The 16,763-nt window shown below is 35.6% G+C and carries 17 protein-coding genes; 5 read left to right on the forward strand and 12 right to left on the reverse strand.

The features are described from left to right. Nucleotides 1–105 precede the first annotated feature (105 nt). Both IQ247_RS06725 and IQ247_RS06730 read left to right on the forward strand, forming a co-directional pair. Nucleotides 106–1,221 carry an AI-2E family transporter gene (locus IQ247_RS06725; protein ID WP_193918305.1) on the forward strand — a complete coding sequence of 372 codons (1,116 nt, stop codon included), beginning with the start codon at nucleotides 106–108 and terminating at the stop codon, nucleotides 1,219–1,221. A 101-nt stretch (nucleotides 1,222–1,322) separates the two neighbouring features. Beyond that, nucleotides 1,323–1,757 carry an FxLYD domain-containing protein gene (locus tag IQ247_RS06730; RefSeq protein WP_193918308.1) on the forward strand — a complete coding sequence of 145 codons (435 nt, stop codon included), beginning with the start codon at nucleotides 1,323–1,325 and terminating at the stop codon, nucleotides 1,755–1,757. A gap of 183 nt (nucleotides 1,758–1,940) precedes the next feature. Here the strand turns inward: IQ247_RS06730 and IQ247_RS06735 are convergent, their stop codons facing one another. The 3 genes from IQ247_RS06735 to upp form a co-directional block, all read right to left on the reverse strand. After that, nucleotides 1,941–2,216 (reverse strand): YggT family protein, encoded by a 276-nt coding sequence (locus IQ247_RS06735; protein WP_193918310.1) that lies wholly within the window; start codon nucleotides 2,214–2,216, stop codon nucleotides 1,941–1,943. 171 nt (nucleotides 2,217–2,387) lie between these two features. Next, the gene (locus IQ247_RS06740; RefSeq protein ID WP_193918313.1) at nucleotides 2,388–2,747 is read right to left on the reverse strand and encodes a ssl2009 family thylakoid membrane protein; all 360 of its coding nucleotides are present in this window, start codon (nucleotides 2,745–2,747) and stop codon (nucleotides 2,388–2,390) included. Between the two features lie 80 nt (nucleotides 2,748–2,827). Then, nucleotides 2,828–3,478: a uracil phosphoribosyltransferase gene (gene upp, locus IQ247_RS06745; protein ID WP_193918316.1), complete on the reverse strand. Its 651-nt coding sequence runs from the start codon at nucleotides 3,476–3,478 to the stop codon at nucleotides 2,828–2,830. Nucleotides 3,479–3,851: 373 nt separating this feature from the next. On the opposite strand from upp, the gene crtH reads away from it, so the two are divergent. Both crtH and IQ247_RS06760 read left to right on the forward strand, forming a co-directional pair. Beyond that, nucleotides 3,852–5,339 carry a carotenoid isomerase gene (gene crtH, locus IQ247_RS06750; RefSeq protein WP_193918318.1) on the forward strand — a complete coding sequence of 496 codons (1,488 nt, stop codon included), beginning with the start codon at nucleotides 3,852–3,854 and terminating at the stop codon, nucleotides 5,337–5,339. Nucleotides 5,340–5,991: 652 nt separating this feature from the next. Beyond that, the gene (locus IQ247_RS06760) at nucleotides 5,992–6,543 is read left to right on the forward strand and encodes a CAP domain-containing protein (RefSeq protein ID WP_193918323.1); all 552 of its coding nucleotides are present in this window, start codon (nucleotides 5,992–5,994) and stop codon (nucleotides 6,541–6,543) included. Between the two features lie 64 nt (nucleotides 6,544–6,607). On the opposite strand, the gene IQ247_RS06765 is transcribed toward IQ247_RS06760, so the two are convergent. The 9 genes from IQ247_RS06765 to IQ247_RS06805 form a co-directional block, all read right to left on the reverse strand. Next, on the reverse strand, nucleotides 6,608–7,429 hold the full coding sequence (locus tag IQ247_RS06765; protein ID WP_193918325.1) for an energy-coupling factor ABC transporter ATP-binding protein: 822 nt from the start codon (nucleotides 7,427–7,429) through the stop codon (nucleotides 6,608–6,610). Continuing rightward, nucleotides 7,410–8,216 (reverse strand): cobalt ECF transporter T component CbiQ, encoded by an 807-nt coding sequence (cbiQ, locus tag IQ247_RS06770; RefSeq protein ID WP_193918328.1) that lies wholly within the window; start codon nucleotides 8,214–8,216, stop codon nucleotides 7,410–7,412. Before cbiQ ends, IQ247_RS06765 begins: the two co-directional genes overlap by 20 nt. After that, nucleotides 8,213–8,524 carry an energy-coupling factor ABC transporter substrate-binding protein gene (locus tag IQ247_RS06775; protein ID WP_193918331.1) on the reverse strand — a complete coding sequence of 104 codons (312 nt, stop codon included), beginning with the start codon at nucleotides 8,522–8,524 and terminating at the stop codon, nucleotides 8,213–8,215. The genes cbiQ and IQ247_RS06775 overlap by 4 nt, the downstream gene beginning before the upstream one ends. Next, a complete protein-coding gene (locus IQ247_RS06780) occupies nucleotides 8,502–9,293 on the reverse strand; it encodes an energy-coupling factor ABC transporter permease (RefSeq protein ID WP_193918334.1) in 792 nt (263 codons plus the stop codon). Before IQ247_RS06780 ends, IQ247_RS06775 begins: the two co-directional genes overlap by 23 nt. A gap of 283 nt (nucleotides 9,294–9,576) precedes the next feature. After that, the gene (locus IQ247_RS06785; protein WP_193918336.1) at nucleotides 9,577–10,227 is read right to left on the reverse strand and encodes a leucine-rich repeat domain-containing protein; all 651 of its coding nucleotides are present in this window, start codon (nucleotides 10,225–10,227) and stop codon (nucleotides 9,577–9,579) included. 18 nt (nucleotides 10,228–10,245) lie between these two features. Beyond that, nucleotides 10,246–10,893, reverse strand: coding sequence for a leucine-rich repeat domain-containing protein (locus IQ247_RS06790; RefSeq protein ID WP_228059530.1), 648 nt, complete (start codon nucleotides 10,891–10,893; stop codon nucleotides 10,246–10,248). 218 nt (nucleotides 10,894–11,111) lie between these two features. After that, on the reverse strand, nucleotides 11,112–13,043 hold the full coding sequence (locus tag IQ247_RS06795) for an ABC-F family ATP-binding cassette domain-containing protein (protein ID WP_193918339.1): 1,932 nt from the start codon (nucleotides 13,041–13,043) through the stop codon (nucleotides 11,112–11,114). A 331-nt stretch (nucleotides 13,044–13,374) separates the two neighbouring features. Next, a complete protein-coding gene (locus tag IQ247_RS06800) occupies nucleotides 13,375–13,791 on the reverse strand; it encodes a DUF1824 family protein (protein WP_193918342.1) in 417 nt (138 codons plus the stop codon). Nucleotides 13,792–13,868: 77 nt separating this feature from the next. Next, nucleotides 13,869–14,711 carry a prohibitin family protein gene (locus tag IQ247_RS06805; RefSeq protein WP_193918344.1) on the reverse strand — a complete coding sequence of 281 codons (843 nt, stop codon included), beginning with the start codon at nucleotides 14,709–14,711 and terminating at the stop codon, nucleotides 13,869–13,871. Nucleotides 14,712–14,846: 135 nt separating this feature from the next. Between IQ247_RS06805 and IQ247_RS06810 the strand changes: the two genes are divergently transcribed. Beyond that, nucleotides 14,847–16,667 (forward strand): ABC transporter ATP-binding protein, encoded by a 1,821-nt coding sequence (locus IQ247_RS06810; RefSeq protein ID WP_193918346.1) that lies wholly within the window; start codon nucleotides 14,847–14,849, stop codon nucleotides 16,665–16,667. Nucleotides 16,668–16,763: the final 96 nt, after the last annotated feature.

The raw sequence follows: 16,763 nt of genomic DNA on the forward strand, positions 1-16,763 counted from the left end.
CTATTTTGGATAGAAAGTAACTTACTTCAGGAAGAAGACAAAGGTAAATGAAAAGAATATTCTACACATACGCTATTCAAATCTGGAAAACTACGGAGGCGTTTTGTGCGTTTAGGAAAATGGATTGGCTTGTTTGCTTTAGTCGTATCTATATATATATTGTGGCAAATTAGACAAGTTTTATTAATAGTGTTTGCCGCTGTAGTGTTAGCAACGGCTTTAAATCAGATTGTTAAAATTTTAGAAAAAATACGTATAAAACGAGGTTTTGCTGTTGGAATATCAGTTCTTTTGTTACTTGTAATTATATCGGGTTTCTTCGCACTAATCGCACCGAGAATTATTGAACAATTGCGCGAATTGACTTTTATCGTGCCAAAATTTTTAGACCAAATGCGATTGTGGAATGATTGGCTTTTGAAAGTAATTCCGGAACAAGTTTTAGATGAAATTCAAGGTTTAAGATATTTAACACAAGGTTTACAAACTTGGTTGGATAGAATTTTAGGAAACTTCTTTTTAATTTTAAGTCAATCTCTCAATGTTGTTTTAAGTTTACTGCTTTTTTTCGTTTTAACTATAATGCTTTTGATAGACCCTAAACCTTATCGTAGCGGTTTTATCATGCTTTTTCCAGCCTTTTATCGTCGCCGTATGGATGAAATTCTTCACAAGTGTGAAAACTATTTAGTGGGTTGGATCAAAGGTACGCTATTGACGATGTTTCTGATTGGTACTTTAAGCTATATCAGTTTATTAATTTTGGGAGTAAGACTACCTTTAATTAATGCAATTATCGCTGGATTATTAGAATTTATCCCTAATGTAGGTCCGACATTAAGTTTGATTCCACCGCTATTATTAGCATTACTTGATGCTCCTTGGAAAGCTTTTGCTGTAATTGCGTTATATTTCGGAATTCAACAGGTAGAAAGCTTAATTGTTGTACCTTTAATAATGAAGTCGCAAGTTTCTTTATTACCAGTAATAACTCTATTGGCTGTAGTAATTTTTGGTAGTTTTTTCGGTTTTTTAGGTGTATTTCTGGCGATTCCTTTGGTAATTGTAGTTCAAGTATTTATTCAAGAAATTTTAGTTAAAGATGTTTTGAATAACTGGCACTCAGCTAATGGTAACAATCAAACAGAAACTAATATTGCTTTTGTAGATATAAATCTGAAAAATCCAGATTTGACAGATGATTCGGTAATAAATAAATAGAGTTTAGAGGTTAACTGGTATCTTACACGCGACGCATGATTAACTGATAAGCTGGAATTTAAGCGTATTCTATAATTCTATTTAACTGGGGGGTGTATTTTATGTTGTTGCGATCGCTAACAATTTTTTGTATTTCTTGGGTGATTGGGGTATTCTCCTGGATTTATTCTCCCTCTGCTTTGGCTACAACCCAAATTCCTTTATCTGATATCTCTTACCAAGAATGTCCGCCAGAATTAGCCCAAGGGAATGTAACTAGTGGTGGTGCTAGTCGGGCTGCAAACTGCTTTATTGTCACGGGAACAGCTAAAAACATGACCAATAAAACTGTATATGATGCAGATATTTTTGGACGAATTTACGATGCAAATAATAATTCAGTAATGCAAAACCGGACTCGTTTGGGTTCTATTAGCGAAGTTCCACCAGGAGAAAGCAATTTTGAAATGAGAATTACCGTTCCAGCAAATCAACCTACACCATTAAAGTTGAAACAGTTTAAAGCATCGGGATTTACTTCTAAGGTTCGTTATTAATATTGCTGCTTTTGCTGTTCCCTATTCCCTAATCCCTCATCCCTGCTCCCACAATAATTAATGAAGATGAAGCGTGAAAAATAAAAATATGACTTACTTACTAATTTATTCATTAATTGATAATTAATAGCTGTAAGGCTGAATATTTCAGATTTCATGCTTCATACTTCAATCACTTTGAGTTTAAAAACTCGAACTCATCGGACCTGCTAAACTTGCGAGAAGTCCACTAGCTAAATTTAGTGCTAAGAAAGCCAGAATTGGGGATAAATCAATTCCTCCTAAAGGGGGAATTATATTGCGGAAAAGATTAAGATAAGGGTCGGTTATCTGGCTGAGTGCTGCAAATGGTTGGTTATACCACTCAATTTGTGGGAACCAAGTTAACAGAACCCGAGCAATCAATAGAAAACTGTAAATCTGGATGAATGTGAGTAGTGTGCTGATCAATAAATACATAAATGTTTGGTGTTTTGAGTTTAGGTAAAAGCCGTCTTATTATCGATTTTAATTTAGTTAGTACTGTTATTGCCGAGAAGACGGTTTCGGTCTTTATCTTTTGTCAGATAGATTTTGAGCGGCTATAAAACAAGTTATTGTTCAAATTCCGCTCAATTTATGAATATTTCTCTAAGACTGTAATTCTTCGCTACGCCCTGAAAGTTGATTTACCTCACCAGAATTATTGTTTACATTGCCTAATTGGTCGCGTACTTCATCAATCGTGGCGTTTAATTGAGCAATTTTATCTTCTAGTGAGCGTCGTGCTACTTCCATTTCAATAGCTGAAGATGGCGCACCTCGCATCTGTCTTTTGGTAGATTTATCATTTAAATCTCCCGTACTTGTCATTTGCTGTTCTCGTTCATCTTCTGTTAATTCTGCTCCATCGCGTCTTTGTGCTACTAGAGTGCCGATAACACCGCCAACGATGCTACCAAAAATCGCTCCAGCAAAAAAACCGCTTGCAAAACCATCGCGTTGACTCATAATATTTACCGTCCATCTCTATTGCTACTTCCTACTTTAATCATCACTTTTTTTGTAGTAAGTCCTAGAGAAATACTAACTTAAGTCCCAAAAGTGCGATCGCCAGCATCTCCTAATCCCGGTACAATAAATCCTCGCTCGTTAACAACTTCGTCAATTGCTGCGGTATAGATATTTAAACTCGGATAAGCTGTACTCAATTGCTGTAAGGCCGGAGGAGATGCAACGACGCAGACAATCCGCGTTAAAGCCGGGTCTACACCCCGTTGAGTTAATTCCGACATAGCGGCCATTATAGAGCCTCCCGTAGCCAGCATAGGGTCGGTAATTAACACTCTGGTTTGGGGGTCAATTTTTTCTGGTAGCTTGTTGAGATAACATCGGGGTTGCAAAGTTTCCTCGTTTCGCACCAAACCCAAATGATAAATAGATGCCAGAGGTAGCAAAGTTTGCGCTCCTTCAAGCAATCCCAATCCCGCTCGTAAAATCGGCACCACCGCTACAGGAATTTCAGGATTAATGAATGTTGCAGGACATACTTCCAATGGAGTTTGAACAGTTGATTCTAAAGTTGGTAGCCATTCCCTAGCAGCTTCATAAGTTAGCCAACGTCCCAACTCAGTCATCGCAGAACGAAACAATACAGAAGGTGTAGCAGCATCGCGAGCAACTGCTAACCAGTGCTTGATTAAAGGATGAGGTGGAACGTAAACGCGCAGTTGTAGCGTCATAATAAATGTAAAAGATTCAATATATAAGGTATAACAACGCCAAACATCATAATACTGTTTTAAGCTGCTCGCTAATACCAAACATAAACCCTTACAAAATTTATTGAAATTTTATTGAGAATTTTTCTAATTAATAGTTGACATTTATTCTCAATCAACGCTATATTATTTCTCAGTGTTCTCCTCTCTTTAAGGAACGGCAGACGGGATTGGTCGGCATTGCAGACTTGTCCCTCTTTTTTTTATTTTGGATTTTAGATTTTGGATTTTGGATTATCCTAAGTTAGGAGTTAGTACCACCGGAGTTAGGAGTTGTTGCATCTTTAACCTTTGACCTTTGACCTTTAACCTTTAACTAAGTTATTTACAAATTATGTATGACGTGATTGTAATTGGGTCTGGTATTGGTGGTTTAGTAACTGCGACTCAATTAGTGGCTAAGGGTGCAAAAGTACTAGTTTTGGAGGGATATACTATTCCTGGTGGTAGTGCTGGCTATTTTAGTCGGGAAGGTTATCGCTTTGATGTCGGTGCTTCGATGATTTTTGGGTTTGGGGAAAAAGGAACTACTAATTTACTTACCCGTGCTTTGCAAGCTGTAGATGTTAGCTTGGAAACAATTCCTGATCATGTACAAATTCACTATCATTTACCCAACTCGTTAGATTTGAAAGTCGAACGAAATTATGAAGATTTTTTACAAAATTTAATTGCATATTTCCCTCACGAAAGTAAAGGAATTCGTTGTTTTTATGACGAGTGTTGGCAAGTTTTTAATTGTTTAAATCAAATGGAGTTGCTGTCTTTAGAAGAACCTCGATATTTAATCCGAACCTTTTTTAAACATCCATTAGCTTGTTTGGGATTAGCGAAGTATCTACCGCAAAACGTAGGAGACATCGCACGAAGATATATTAAAGACCCAGAATTATTAAAGTTTATTGATGTAGAATGTTATTGCTGGTCGGTAGTACCTGCCGACATGACACCAATGATTAACGCCGGAATGGTATTTTCTGACAGACATTATGGTGGAGTTAATTATCCTAAAGGTGGTGTAGGACAAATTGCTCAAAAGCTCGTAGAAGGATTAATTAAAAAAGGAGGAGAAATTCAATATCAAGCTAGAGTCACCCAAATTCTTGAAGAGAAAAAACGTGTTATAGGCGTAAAACTAGCAAATAATCAAGTATATCGTGCTAAACGTGTCGTTTCTAATGCTACCCGCTGGAATACATTTGAGAAACTACTTTCAACTGTAGAAATACCATTAAATGAAAAAAATTGGCAACAGCGATACAAAAAGTCGCCAAGTTTTTTCAGCTTACATATGGGAGTAAAAGCAGAATTGGTATCTCCCGAAACAGAGTGTCATCATATTTTATTGTCCGAGTGGGAAAAAATGACAGCTTCTGAAGGGACAATTTTTGTTTCCATCCCGACATTACTCGATCAACAATTAGCCCCAAAAGGATATCATGTCATTCATGCGTTCGCGACACACTCGATTGATGAGTGGCAGAATTTATCTGAGAAAGCATACGAAGCCAAGAAAGAAGCTACAGCTTGGCGAATTGTGGACAGATTAAAAAAGATATTTCCACAGATAGATGCGAATTTAGATTATTTAGAAGCCGGAACACCAAGAACCCATCGGCGATTTTTGGGAAGAGTAGATGGTACATATGGGCCAATACCCAGACGGAAGTTACGGGGATTATTGGGGATGCCGTTTAATCGGACAGCAATTGAAGGATTATATATTGTAGGAGATAGTACCTTTCCCGGACAAGGATTGAATGCGGTAGCCTTTTCCGGGTTTGCTTGCGCTCATCGGGTAGCAGTGGATTTGGGGTTGTAGGTATATGCAGGAGTCGGGTTTTTAGGATATAAATATCGGTAATATCAGAAAATCTTCATAAAAACCCGACTTCTTACACCAAGATCCAACTGGCGCTGATTTAGTGCAAACAAGTGATGTTAAACTACATTATGGAAAATTAATAGCTTGTCTTGAAAACCCTCGACTTCCTGATGCTGATCAAGAAAATGTAGAAGAGACCATAAAAAAATATCAGCTGTATTTATACAATACATTTAATTCGCGGTGCTATAGTATTACCGCAGAAGCAAAAATAGACGGGAATATCTTCTTGATTGCAATCAAGGTAAAGTCTCTATATTATTTATTTGAAAAATATTCATATTTACCTAACCAAGTATATATTAAGTATTTTAAATTACAATAGTCTTAACTATTTCATAACCCAAAGTGGAGAAAACTTAGTTACAATCACAGAGAAAGTTTGCAAAGGTGAGTGATAAATTAACTTTACTTTTGTAAGGAATTCTGGTGACAGGGTGAATAAAGTAAGCAGAATTACATACTTTCAATCATGCTTCTACCAAATCGCGAATAAATCTACCGGAATCAAAGTGCAAAAAGTTATTTTTCTCTCAATGAAGGGAATTATAAGTAGAGGTTTATTCAGTTGTTTTTGGAGTAAATAGAAATGTTGAAGAATACTCGGCTAAAGTCTGATTTGAAAAAAGTGTTCCCATTGCTTGGAGTTGTTTTAGGAACAGCAATGATGGTAGGTGGAGGGGAAATAACCCAGTTTTTTAGTAATCCCGAAATTGGATTAGGTGCAAAATCAGTTAATGCAGCTTCGGATGTTGCTGCTATGGAAAAATCGGTTCACGAACAAATTAATCAATACCGTAGTAGCAAAGGTTTAGCACCACTAAAACTGAACGGTGAAATAAGTAAAATTGCCAGAGAGCATAGTCAACAAATGGCATCTAAGCAGGTTGCTTTTGGACATAGTGGTTCAAATTCTCGCTATCAAAAGATTTCTAAGTTAATTGCCTGGAATGGTGTAGCGGAAAATGTTGCTTACAATCAGGGTTATAAAAATCCTGGAAAATTGGCTGTTGAAGGTTGGATTAAAAGTCCTGGTCATCAGCGAAATATGGTAGGCAAGTATCAGGTAACTGGTATTGGGGTTGCGAAAAATTCCAAAGATGAATATTATTTTACGCAGCTTTTTGTTAGTCAGCGGTAGTTAATTCATAGTTGTATTATTTGAAATAAATCGAAATCTAAGGAGACGTAGCAGTGCTACGTCTCTACATTTTTAATATTCTTTCTCGTATTTTTTCTAAAACAGCTTTCTCTTCAGCAGATAAACTATCGTCACATAGAAGTTGATATATTAATGGTAATCCTAAATCTAACTGTTCTAAAAGTTCCCCTTGAGCAAATATATCTTCGGGTTCACCTTCTATAATTAATTGTCCTTTATCCATGACAAATATCCAATCAGCCCAGCGATAAACTAAATCTAAATCGTGGGTGGACATTAATAATGTTGTACCATCTTGATGAATCTTATCGAGGGTTTTGATTAGTTGACGAGTATGTTTAATATCTAAATAGGCTGTTGGTTCATCTAATAATAACAATTTGGGTCGCAATACCATTACGTCTGCAATAGAAACTCGTTTTTTTTGACCCAAGCTAAGATGATGTACTGGTCTTTGAGCTAATTCTTCTAATTCCAGTTCTATTAATATTTTCTCTACTCTTGCTTGAATTTCTTGGTCAGGTAAATTCAAATTACATAAGCCGTAGGAAATATCTTCTTCAATTGTAGATGCTACTAATTGTTGTTCTGGGTCTTGAAATATTAACCCGACTTCTTCTCGTAAATGACTCAAATATTTGCGGTCATAACGTAATGGTTTACCGTGCCAACGGACAATTCCACTATTTGGTTTATACAAGCCATTTGCTAATAAAAATAATGTCGTTTTACCGCAACCATTTTGACCGATAAGCGCAGATTTTTTACCAGATGGAATATTTAATGTCAAACCATTAAGAGAAGATTCTTGAGCGCCGGGATAAGTGTAATGAATCTGCTCAAATTCAAGTAAATATTCTTGCATTCAACCACCATTCTAATACTATTAAAATTATCCAACCGATAATTGCTTCGCTGATATACCGCTTTGATGAATGATAGCGACGGGGAGCATAAACTCGAAATTCTCCGCTCATAACCCGTGCTTCTAATCCTAAAGAAAATTGACTGTATTTTTGCAAAGTTAGCTTCAAAAGTTGTCCAACTAATAGCGCCAAACTTTTGATACTTGTGCGAAAATTACGGTAGCCAAGACGAGATTTTTGAGCAATTGATAAATCGGTGGCTGTATTCCACAAAATGAAAATAAACCGATACATTAATAATAATAATTCAATTAACAGTGTAGGAAATTTCAAACGACGTAGAGTTTGCAATATTTCCGTAAACGGAACAGTTAACATTAAAAAATATAAACAAGAAACAGAAGCAAAGGCTCTGGTAAATATATTAACTGCTTGATAGAAACCACTACGACTAATATATATATAGTAAGAACTTAAAGTGAAACCTTGCCAAGCATCATTTCGCACTTTCAAAATATCGCTGATCGCAATACCGTTGATAATTAAAGCCGGTAAACTAGTCAACCAAAAAAAACTAGCAACAGCTAATATTTTGAAATAAATACCAGCAGGAATTTTAGCATAAACAACCGTCCAAATACCCATCCACAAAGCGATTAAAATTTGGATTGGTGGATGGGTAGATAGGGAAATTAACAAAGTTATCAAAGCGAAAATTAATTTGTGTTCTGGTGGTAATCCTCTGAGTTTGTTCGTATATGCTAGAGTATCAAGTTTTAAGCTCATTCTTCAGGTTTTTGCTTTTCACTGCGTCCCCGATACAAACCTATTGCATAACCAATTAATCCCGCACCTAAAGCAGCTTGAGAAGAAAATAATAAACTTTCAATTTCACCGCTGGGGGGTTCAAATACAGGTTGAAACCAAGGTTTATAATCTGGCTTTACTTCCGTAATCGCTTCTTCAGCTTCTCCATCTGCACCACCAAATTCTGCATTACGTAAAAATATGATTGGTGCAACAGCTAAAGCAACAACTGTTAATACCAACAGCCAATTATTCCATCCATTATTAGACTGACTTGATTGTTTCATTTGTATGAGATTCCTGCTTAATTAAATTCAATAATTCTAATTCCTGTGGATTATAAGATTGCAGCCAATTCCACACTAATACTGTTAATAAACCTTCACTAATAGCTAAAGGAATTTGAGTAATCGCAAAAATTCCGGCAAATTTTGTAAACGAAGCCATCACACCACCAACTTCTGCCGGAAAAGCCAAAGCAAGCTGTCCAGAAGTAATAATATACGTTAATAAATCGGCTATTGCTGCGGCTAAAAATATCGCTAACCTTTGTTTCCCAGACAGCTTCATCGTTAATTTATATATCCAAAAAGCTGCAAAAGGTCCGGCGATCGCCATCGAGAATGCATTAGCTCCCAATGTTGTCAAGCCACCGTGTGCCAGTAATAAAGCTTGAAACAGCAGTACCAAAGTTCCCAAAACTGACATAGCTAAAGGACCAAATAACACCGCACCCAACCCTGTACCCGTGGGGTGAGAAGCGCTACCCGTAACCGAAGGAATTTTTAAAGCCGAAAGTACGAAAGCAAAAGCACCAGCTAAACCCAAAAGCAGCTTCAATTGAGGTTTTTCTTTGGTGATACGAGTTAAGGATATAAATCCTAAAATCATGAAAGGTAAAGAGACAACCCACCAAAAAGCAGCCCAATAAAATGGTAGAAAACCTTCCATAATATGCATTGCATAAGCTGGTTTCGGTACACCAATTACCAAATACAAACTTATCAATGTCATTCCCAATAAATTCAGTCTGAGTCGATTTTTTTTGATTCCCATAAAATAACTAATTAGTAATTCAATCACTAACAAACAACAATATTCTCTACTTACAATCAATAACAGCAAAATATTAATAAACAAATGATAAACTTACCTGATATTCAGCTAAATTTAAAATTAGTTTAAAATTTTATCTATACTAACACGGTAATTTAGTTTTAAATATTAACAGAGAGATAATTTATTAGACAGGTATATCTATAAATCAAATTAATCGAAAAAACGGCTTAAAACCCTAACAAAAACATTAACAATAACACTGACATTGACATTAACATTGTCATTCTTTATTAAAAAATGATTCATCTAAATCAGTTATGTTAGAGATACAATCGGGTATTGTTATAAGAGGATTTTCATATAGATTGATACATTCCAAATTAGTCAACTTGCAAACAGAATTAGAAATTTCCTGTAATTGATTATCTTCTAAGAATAAGTCTTCCAAGTTACTCAGTTCAAAAAGTTCTTCTGGTAGCTCTTTTAATTTATTATCGGCTAAACCAAGTGTTTCTAATTTTTTAAGTTGAGATATATCTTTTGGAAGCTCGTGTATCTCATTAAAGCTCAAATCCAAGTCAGTTAAATTTTTAAGTTTAAATATTGCTGAAGGAATAGACGTAAATTCGTTCCTTGTTAAATAAAGTTCTTTTAAATTAGTTAGTTCCGCAAAACTTTCAGGAAGAGTTTCTAATTGATTAGAATCCATTTCTAAATAGCGTAAATTAGTTAGCCAGGATATTTTTGTTGAGATGTTTTTAAGGCGATTATATTTTAAATTTAAGAAACTTAAGGATTCTATTTCAAAAATCTCGGCTGGTATTTCTGTTAAACCACGACCAAGTAAGCTAAAACTACTCCAATTCTCTTCTTTTGCTTGTTTAACATCTTTTTGAAACTCATCCCAGTCTATTTCACCGTAATTACTCATAATATAAATAGTGTGTTATTAATTAAAAAACGATTTACCTAAATCAACTATCTGAGAGATACAATTGGGTATTTGTTTGATTGGATTATTATATAAAGTAAGTTTTTCCAAATTAGTCAGCTTACAAATGGAATGAGAAATCTCTTCTAATTGATTATCTTCCAAAAAGAGATATTTTAGATTAGTCAGTTCAAAAAGCTGCTCTGGTAGCTTTGTTAATTGATTTCCTCTTAAATCAAGTGATTCCAGATTTTTAAGTTGAGATATATCTGCTGGAAGCTTATTTATTCGATTAAAGCTTAAAACTAGCTTGGTTAAATTTGTCAGTTGAAAAATAACTGAAGGAATAGATTCTAATTCGTTTTTTTCTAAGTAAAGTTCGTAGAGATTACTAAGTTGAGTTAAATTTTTGGGAAGAGTTTCGATTTTGTTATTGTCTAAAATTAAATAGCTTAAATTAGTTAATTGAAATATATTTGTGGGAATATATTTCAAGAGATTATAGCTTAAGTCTAATTCACATAAAGAATCTATCTCAAAAATTTCGTTGGGTATTTCTGTTAAAGCATAGTTACCAAAATCAAAACAACCCCAGTATTCTTCTTTTGCTAACTTAATCTGTTTGTTAATCCAATCCCAGTTTATTTGACGGTAATTAGTCATCATTTATGTTTTATCTGGAAATCTTGAATAATAAAGTATTTCAAAATTCGTTTTCATCCTACATATTTTTATTCGTGTAAGTTGTAAAAGATCAATTATATAGTCCTGCTGAATCAAAATATAAAGTGATGATTTCAAATTGCTGAAGACGTAGCACTGCTACGTCTCTACAATAATTTCGCGTTTAATGCGAGCATCTTGCTAAAAACCCAATTACCAATTCACTCATCAATTTCCGCTAATTCCATCCATCTTTCTGTAGCTTTATCAATATCTTGCTTGAGATTCTCTACCTTTTCAAAAAGCTTTTGAACTTCCGCATAATTTCCCGCAGCCTTTGTTAAAGCCATTTCTGTTTTCACTTTTTCATCTTCCAATTGAGCAATTTTCCCTTCTAACTGCTCGAATTCTTTCTTTTCCCAATTCGATAACCGACGCTTCTTTTTATTATCTTCTTTTATAACTTTAGTTTCTACTTTCTGCGTATCGAATTTCGGTTTTTCTTTCTCTAACTCCGCTTGTAATTGCTTTTCTTTGGCTTCTTCTGCTCTTTTAAAATCAAGATAAACGGAATAATTACCAGGAAATTCGCGAATTTTTCCTTCTTCAAAAGCAAAGATTTTGTCAATAGTACGGTCTAAAAAGTAGCGGTCGTGGGATACTACGATTACACAACCATTAAAGTCTTCTAAGTAATCTTCCAATACCGCTAAAGTTTGCACATCTAAATCGTTTGTAGGCTCGTCCAAGATTAAAACATTCGGCGCACTCATTAAAATTCTTAATAAAAATAAACGCCGTTTTTCACCACCTGAAAGTTTATTAATTGGTGCATATTGCTGAATCGGGGGAAACAAAAACCTTTCCAACATTTGAGAAGCACTAATTCTAGTTCCATCGGCGGTTTCAATAAATTCTGCTCCCTCTTGTTTGATATAATCAATTACTCGTTGTGAATCATTAGAAGCACCAATCAATTCTTCTGAATGCTGGTCAAAATAACCAATATAAATCGTAGTCCCGATATCAACTTCACCCGTATCCGGTTGTTCGCGTCCAGTGATAATATTGATTAAAGTGGATTTACCTGCACCATTTTCACCAATAATTCCCACTCTATCTTCCGGGCTAAATTCGTAGGTAAAATCTTTAAATAAAATCCGGTTATCAAAAGATTTCGAGATATTATTAACTTCAATAACTTTCTTGCCAATACGACGACTAGCAGTAGAGATATCAACTTTTCCTTGAGTTTGTTTAAACTCAGTTCCTCGCATTTCTCTAATTCGATCTATTCTGGCTTTTTGTTTGGTACTTCTGGCTTTTGGCCCTCTTTTTAACCATTCTAATTCTCGTCGCAGTACTCCTTTAAACTTGCGCTGACTGCTGGCTGCTGATTCTTCTGCTGCGGCTTTCTTTTCCAGGAAATATGAATAGTTACCAGAGTAAGTGTAAAGGTCGCCTCGGTCAATTTCAATGATACGATTTGTAACTTTATCCAAAAAATAACGGTCGTGAGTTATTAATAAAAGAGCGCCATTTCGACGATTCAAATAACTTTGTAACCACTCCACAGAATCAGCATCTAAATGGTTTGTCGGCTCATCCATTAATAACAAATCTGGTTCGGATAACAAAGCTGTCGCTAAAGCAATTCGCTTGCGATAACCGCCAGATAAAGTACCAATGACAGCATCAAAATCGGTAATTCCTAACTGGGAAAGAATTATTTTAGCATTGGTTTCTACTTCCCAAGCACCAATCATATCCATCCGTTGCGTCACTTCACCCAACCGTGATAACAATTGATTATCTTGGGGATTTTTAGCTAATTTATCAGAAATTTCTTCATATTCGCGCACTAGTTTCATTTGTTCGCCACTATCGGCAAATATCTGTTCTAAAACTGTATGACTTTCATCTAAATCTGGCTGCTGAGGTAAATATATAACCTTAGCACCGGGATTGACAATAATCTCACCACCATCAATTGGTTCCATTCCAGCAATCATTTTTAATAATGTAGATTTACCAGAACCGTTAGTACCAATTAAGCCGACTTTCTCGTCAGCATCCAAGCTAAAAGTAGCATCTTTAAGAATTTCTTTGATGCCAAAATCTTTTTTGACAGATTGTAATGTAATAACACCCATAGGATTTTAGATTTTAGATTTTTTAGAATGAGTTATAACTTTAATTAACAACAATCAAAAGTCGGATTTTGAGGTTAAATATCTATTCGACAAGATAATCATCATAAACACTTATTGACTTGTAAGTGAGTAGTGAGTAGTGAGAAAAACCCTTACATTCATGGCGATGAAAAAAAAATTCATGTTGAGTGCCTACTGCTTAAAAAATCATATTAAAAGCCGTAATACACCGATTAAAAATCGTGCGTTACGGCTATTTTAAATTTCAAGGTGCAATTAAATTATAAACAACAATACACCTGAATTTGCCATGCCCAATTACCAATATCATTTAATCAAATAAATCCAAAGGTAAATGTCCGTACATATGATTCATTCCACCTTCCGAAGAAGACTGACAAGAAACTAAAACCCCACGATGATGTCCCAAATAGGAATCAATGTAACACAATCCATTTTTACCATTTAACTTGATATAAACTGGACCATCAATTAACGGTAAATTACTCGGAGGCTGATATCCCAAAGCTTGAGAATAACTTTCCATTGCTTTGATTCCTTGTTCAGTAGTATCAGCAGAAATACCTAATATTTGATAATCGCAGAGGCTTGCAAGTAAAGTCAAAGCTCGACGGACTAAAATTTTTTCCGATGGCTTTAGTTTTGCTGCAATATCAACGAAGTCGTATTTGCTCAAGATTTTCTTGGCTTCTTCAACCGTGATTTGGGTTTGGGGTTTGCTTGTCATAAGCCTAAAAAAGAATCTACTAGGTTTTTACTTCGTATGATGTAGAGCCTATACTCTACCAAAAATCTACAGTGGGATTAATCTTGTATGTTACTTAAATTAAACAAAAATGGCACACCACCTTTGGACTCATTCCCCATGACTAAAACTTTCGGCATTTGAGCACCTCCACTTTTCCAGGCTTCAATAGCTTCTTTTTGTAACACTAATTGTCCACCTTGAGCTTTTAAAGTTTCAGCTAATAGTTTTTGTGCTTCTGCTCTACCTCTAGCACGATTAATATCCGCAAATGCTTCTTGTTCAGCTTCTGCTGCTACATAAACCGCTCTTTGGGAACGCTGTTCAGCAATTTGCTTTTCTTCAACAGCTTTGGCAAATTCGGGGGAAAAAGTTAAGTCAATGACGCTGGTATCTAAGACAATTATTCCATATTTTTCCAAACGCTGCCCTAGGGCATTATCAAAGTCATTTTTCAACTCGTCTCTTTTGGTAATTGCTTCTTCTACAGTTCTTCTTGCTGCTGCAACTTTGAAAGATTCCTGAGTTTGCGGGGCAATAATTTTCGAGACGATATTTTCTAAACTTCCCTGTTTTCTTCTAATATCAACAACTTCTATGGAATCTATACGAAAGTTAATTGCAAATTTTGCCGTTAATTCCTGCAAATCTTTGGTAGAACTTTGGGCGGGTATTTCGTATTTTTGGATTGTGACATCATATACATCTACATTAGAAATTACTGGTGGTTTGAAATGAATACCTTCGAGTAAAGCACCATCTTGAGCTTTTCCTAATATACTCAAAACTCCGGCTTGGCCGGGATTAATAATTACAAATGAATTTAGGCTAAAAACAACAACTATTGCTACCAAAATTCCTGCAACTGCGGATTGCCAACTGCCTAATTGTTGACTTTTCAATTTAATGCTCCTTTTATATGATGAATTATTTCGGTCAAATTTAATCTACAAATCAATTATCTATCAATTGATTTCAGGGATACTTAAACTATCACAAACGTGATAAAATAAATTTCACGCATTTACCCTCATATTGTGGCTCAAGTACTTAAATCCAGTCGCTCGCAAAAACAGCTTCGGAATTCAGCGCATCCGTTGAAACGCTTGCTTGACTACGGACAAGATTATCGCAAAAAAATCCGGCTGGCGGTGGTTTGTTCTATTCTCAATAAGTTATTTGACTTGGCACCTCCAGTGTTAATCGGTTTTGCTGTTGATGTTGTTGTCAAACAGGAAAATTCTACCATTGCCAGTTGGGGAATCACAGATATTTTTTGGCAATTTTTAATACTTTCTTTCCTCACGGTGGTTATTTGGGTACTGGAGTCAATTTTTGAGTACGCTTTGGAAACTTTATGGCGTAATTTAGCCCAGAGTATTCAGCATGATTTGCGTTTGGATGCCTATAAGCATTTACAAAATTTGGAATTAGCTTACTTTGAAGAACGTAGTACCGGAGGTTTAATGTCTATCCTCAGCGATGATATCAACCAATTGGAGCGTTTTTTAGATGTGGGAGCTAATGATATATTGCAAACTGCCACGACTATTATAATTCTTGGCGGCGCATTCTTTATTTTAGCTCCAAATGTCGCTTGGATGACGATTTTGCCGATTCCGTTTATTCTCTGGGGAACCTTTGCTTTCCAAGATTTGCTCGAACCCCGTTACGCTGATGTCCGCGAAAAGTTGAGTTTTCTTAATTCTCGTTTATCTAATAATTTAAGCGGTATTACTACTATTAAAAGTTTTACTGCCGAAGATTACGAAAGCCAACGTTTAGCATCAGATAGTGATGCTTACCGTCGCAGTAATCGTCAAGCAATTAAACTTTCTGCTGCTTTTGTACCTTTAATTAGAATGTTAATTTTAATCGGGTTTACATCGCTGTTACTATTCGGCGGAATGTCGGCAGTTAACGGTAATATGACTGTAGGAACTTACAGCGTTTTAGTCTTTTTAACTCAACGGTTACTTTGGCCTTTAACTAGATTAGGACAAACTTTTGATTTATATCAACGGGCAATGGCTTCTACTAATCGCGTGATGAATTTGTTGGATACTAAAATTACAATTTATCCAGGAGATGTCGATTTACCCATTGAAAAAGTACGCGGTGAAATTGCATTTAATCATGTTACCTTTGCTTATAAAGATAGGCAGCCGGTAATTAAAAATTTATCTTTGAAAATACCCGCAGGAACAACTATTGCTATTGTCGGCTCTACAGGTTCTGGTAAAAGCACTTTAGTTAAATTATTGCTACGATTTTATGAAATAACTTCCGGAACAATTACTTTAGATAATATTAATTTACAAGATATCAATCTTCAAGATTTACGTCGCTGTATCGGCTTAGTCAGTCAAGATGTATTTTTGTTTCATGGTACGGTAGCCGAAAATATTGCTTACGGAACCTTCAACGCTAACGATAAAGAAATTATCACAGCGGCTAAAGTTTCTGAAGCTCACGAATTTATCATGCAACTACCCCAAGGTTATCAAACAATTGTCGGTGAACGCGGACAAAAATTATCCGGGGGACAAAGACAACGAATTGCGATCGCCAGAGCAATATTGAAAAATCCCCCCATATTAATCTTAGACGAAGCCACCTCAGCGGTAGATAATGAGACAGAAGCCGCTATCGCTCGCTCTTTAGAACGAATTACCGTCGATAGGACAACTATTGCGATCGCCCATCGTTTATCCACAATTCGCAATGCAGACCGCATATATGTTGTAGAATACGGTGAAATCGTAGAATCTGGAACTCACGAAGAATTATTAGAACATAACGGAATTTATGCAAGTTTATGGCGCGTACAGTCTGGTTTAAAATCAGTTTACAGTTAGTAGCCATGATGGTACATTATGCTCCGCGATAACTGATAATTTTTTCCGGAGATAATCCAACTTGATAGAAACACTATTAGTAGTTATAACAGTGTT

Source organism: Plectonema cf. radiosum LEGE 06105 (genome assembly GCF_015207665.1).
Lineage (GTDB): Bacteria > Cyanobacteriota > Cyanobacteriia > Cyanobacteriales > Nostocaceae > Rivularia > Rivularia radiosa_A.

Bases quoted from the DNA above. Each gene is read 5' to 3' on its own strand.
- IQ247_RS06730 (WP_193918308.1), top strand. From the start codon at position 1,323: ATGTTGTTGCGATCGCTAACAATTTTTTGTATTTCTTGGGTGATTGGG.
- IQ247_RS06735 (WP_193918310.1), bottom strand. From the start codon at position 2,216: ATGTATTTATTGATCAGCACACTACTCACATTCATCCAGATTTACAGT.
- IQ247_RS06740 (WP_193918313.1), bottom strand. From the start codon at position 2,747: ATGAGTCAACGCGATGGTTTTGCAAGCGGTTTTTTTGCTGGAGCGATT.
- upp (WP_193918316.1), bottom strand. From the start codon at position 3,478: ATGACGCTACAACTGCGCGTTTACGTTCCACCTCATCCTTTAATCAAG.
- crtH (WP_193918318.1), top strand. From the start codon at position 3,852: ATGTATGACGTGATTGTAATTGGGTCTGGTATTGGTGGTTTAGTAACT.
- IQ247_RS06760 (WP_193918323.1), top strand. From the start codon at position 5,992: ATGTTGAAGAATACTCGGCTAAAGTCTGATTTGAAAAAAGTGTTCCCA.
- IQ247_RS06765 (WP_193918325.1), bottom strand. From the start codon at position 7,429: ATGCAAGAATATTTACTTGAATTTGAGCAGATTCATTACACTTATCCC.
- cbiQ (WP_193918328.1), bottom strand. From the start codon at position 8,216: ATGAGCTTAAAACTTGATACTCTAGCATATACGAACAAACTCAGAGGA.
- IQ247_RS06775 (WP_193918331.1), bottom strand. From the start codon at position 8,524: ATGAAACAATCAAGTCAGTCTAATAATGGATGGAATAATTGGCTGTTG.
- IQ247_RS06780 (WP_193918334.1), bottom strand. From the start codon at position 9,293: ATGGGAATCAAAAAAAATCGACTCAGACTGAATTTATTGGGAATGACA.
- IQ247_RS06785 (WP_193918336.1), bottom strand. From the start codon at position 10,227: ATGAGTAATTACGGTGAAATAGACTGGGATGAGTTTCAAAAAGATGTT.
- IQ247_RS06790 (WP_228059530.1), bottom strand. From the start codon at position 10,893: ATGATGACTAATTACCGTCAAATAAACTGGGATTGGATTAACAAACAG.
- IQ247_RS06795 (WP_193918339.1), bottom strand. From the start codon at position 13,043: ATGGGTGTTATTACATTACAATCTGTCAAAAAAGATTTTGGCATCAAA.
- IQ247_RS06800 (WP_193918342.1), bottom strand. From the start codon at position 13,791: ATGACAAGCAAACCCCAAACCCAAATCACGGTTGAAGAAGCCAAGAAA.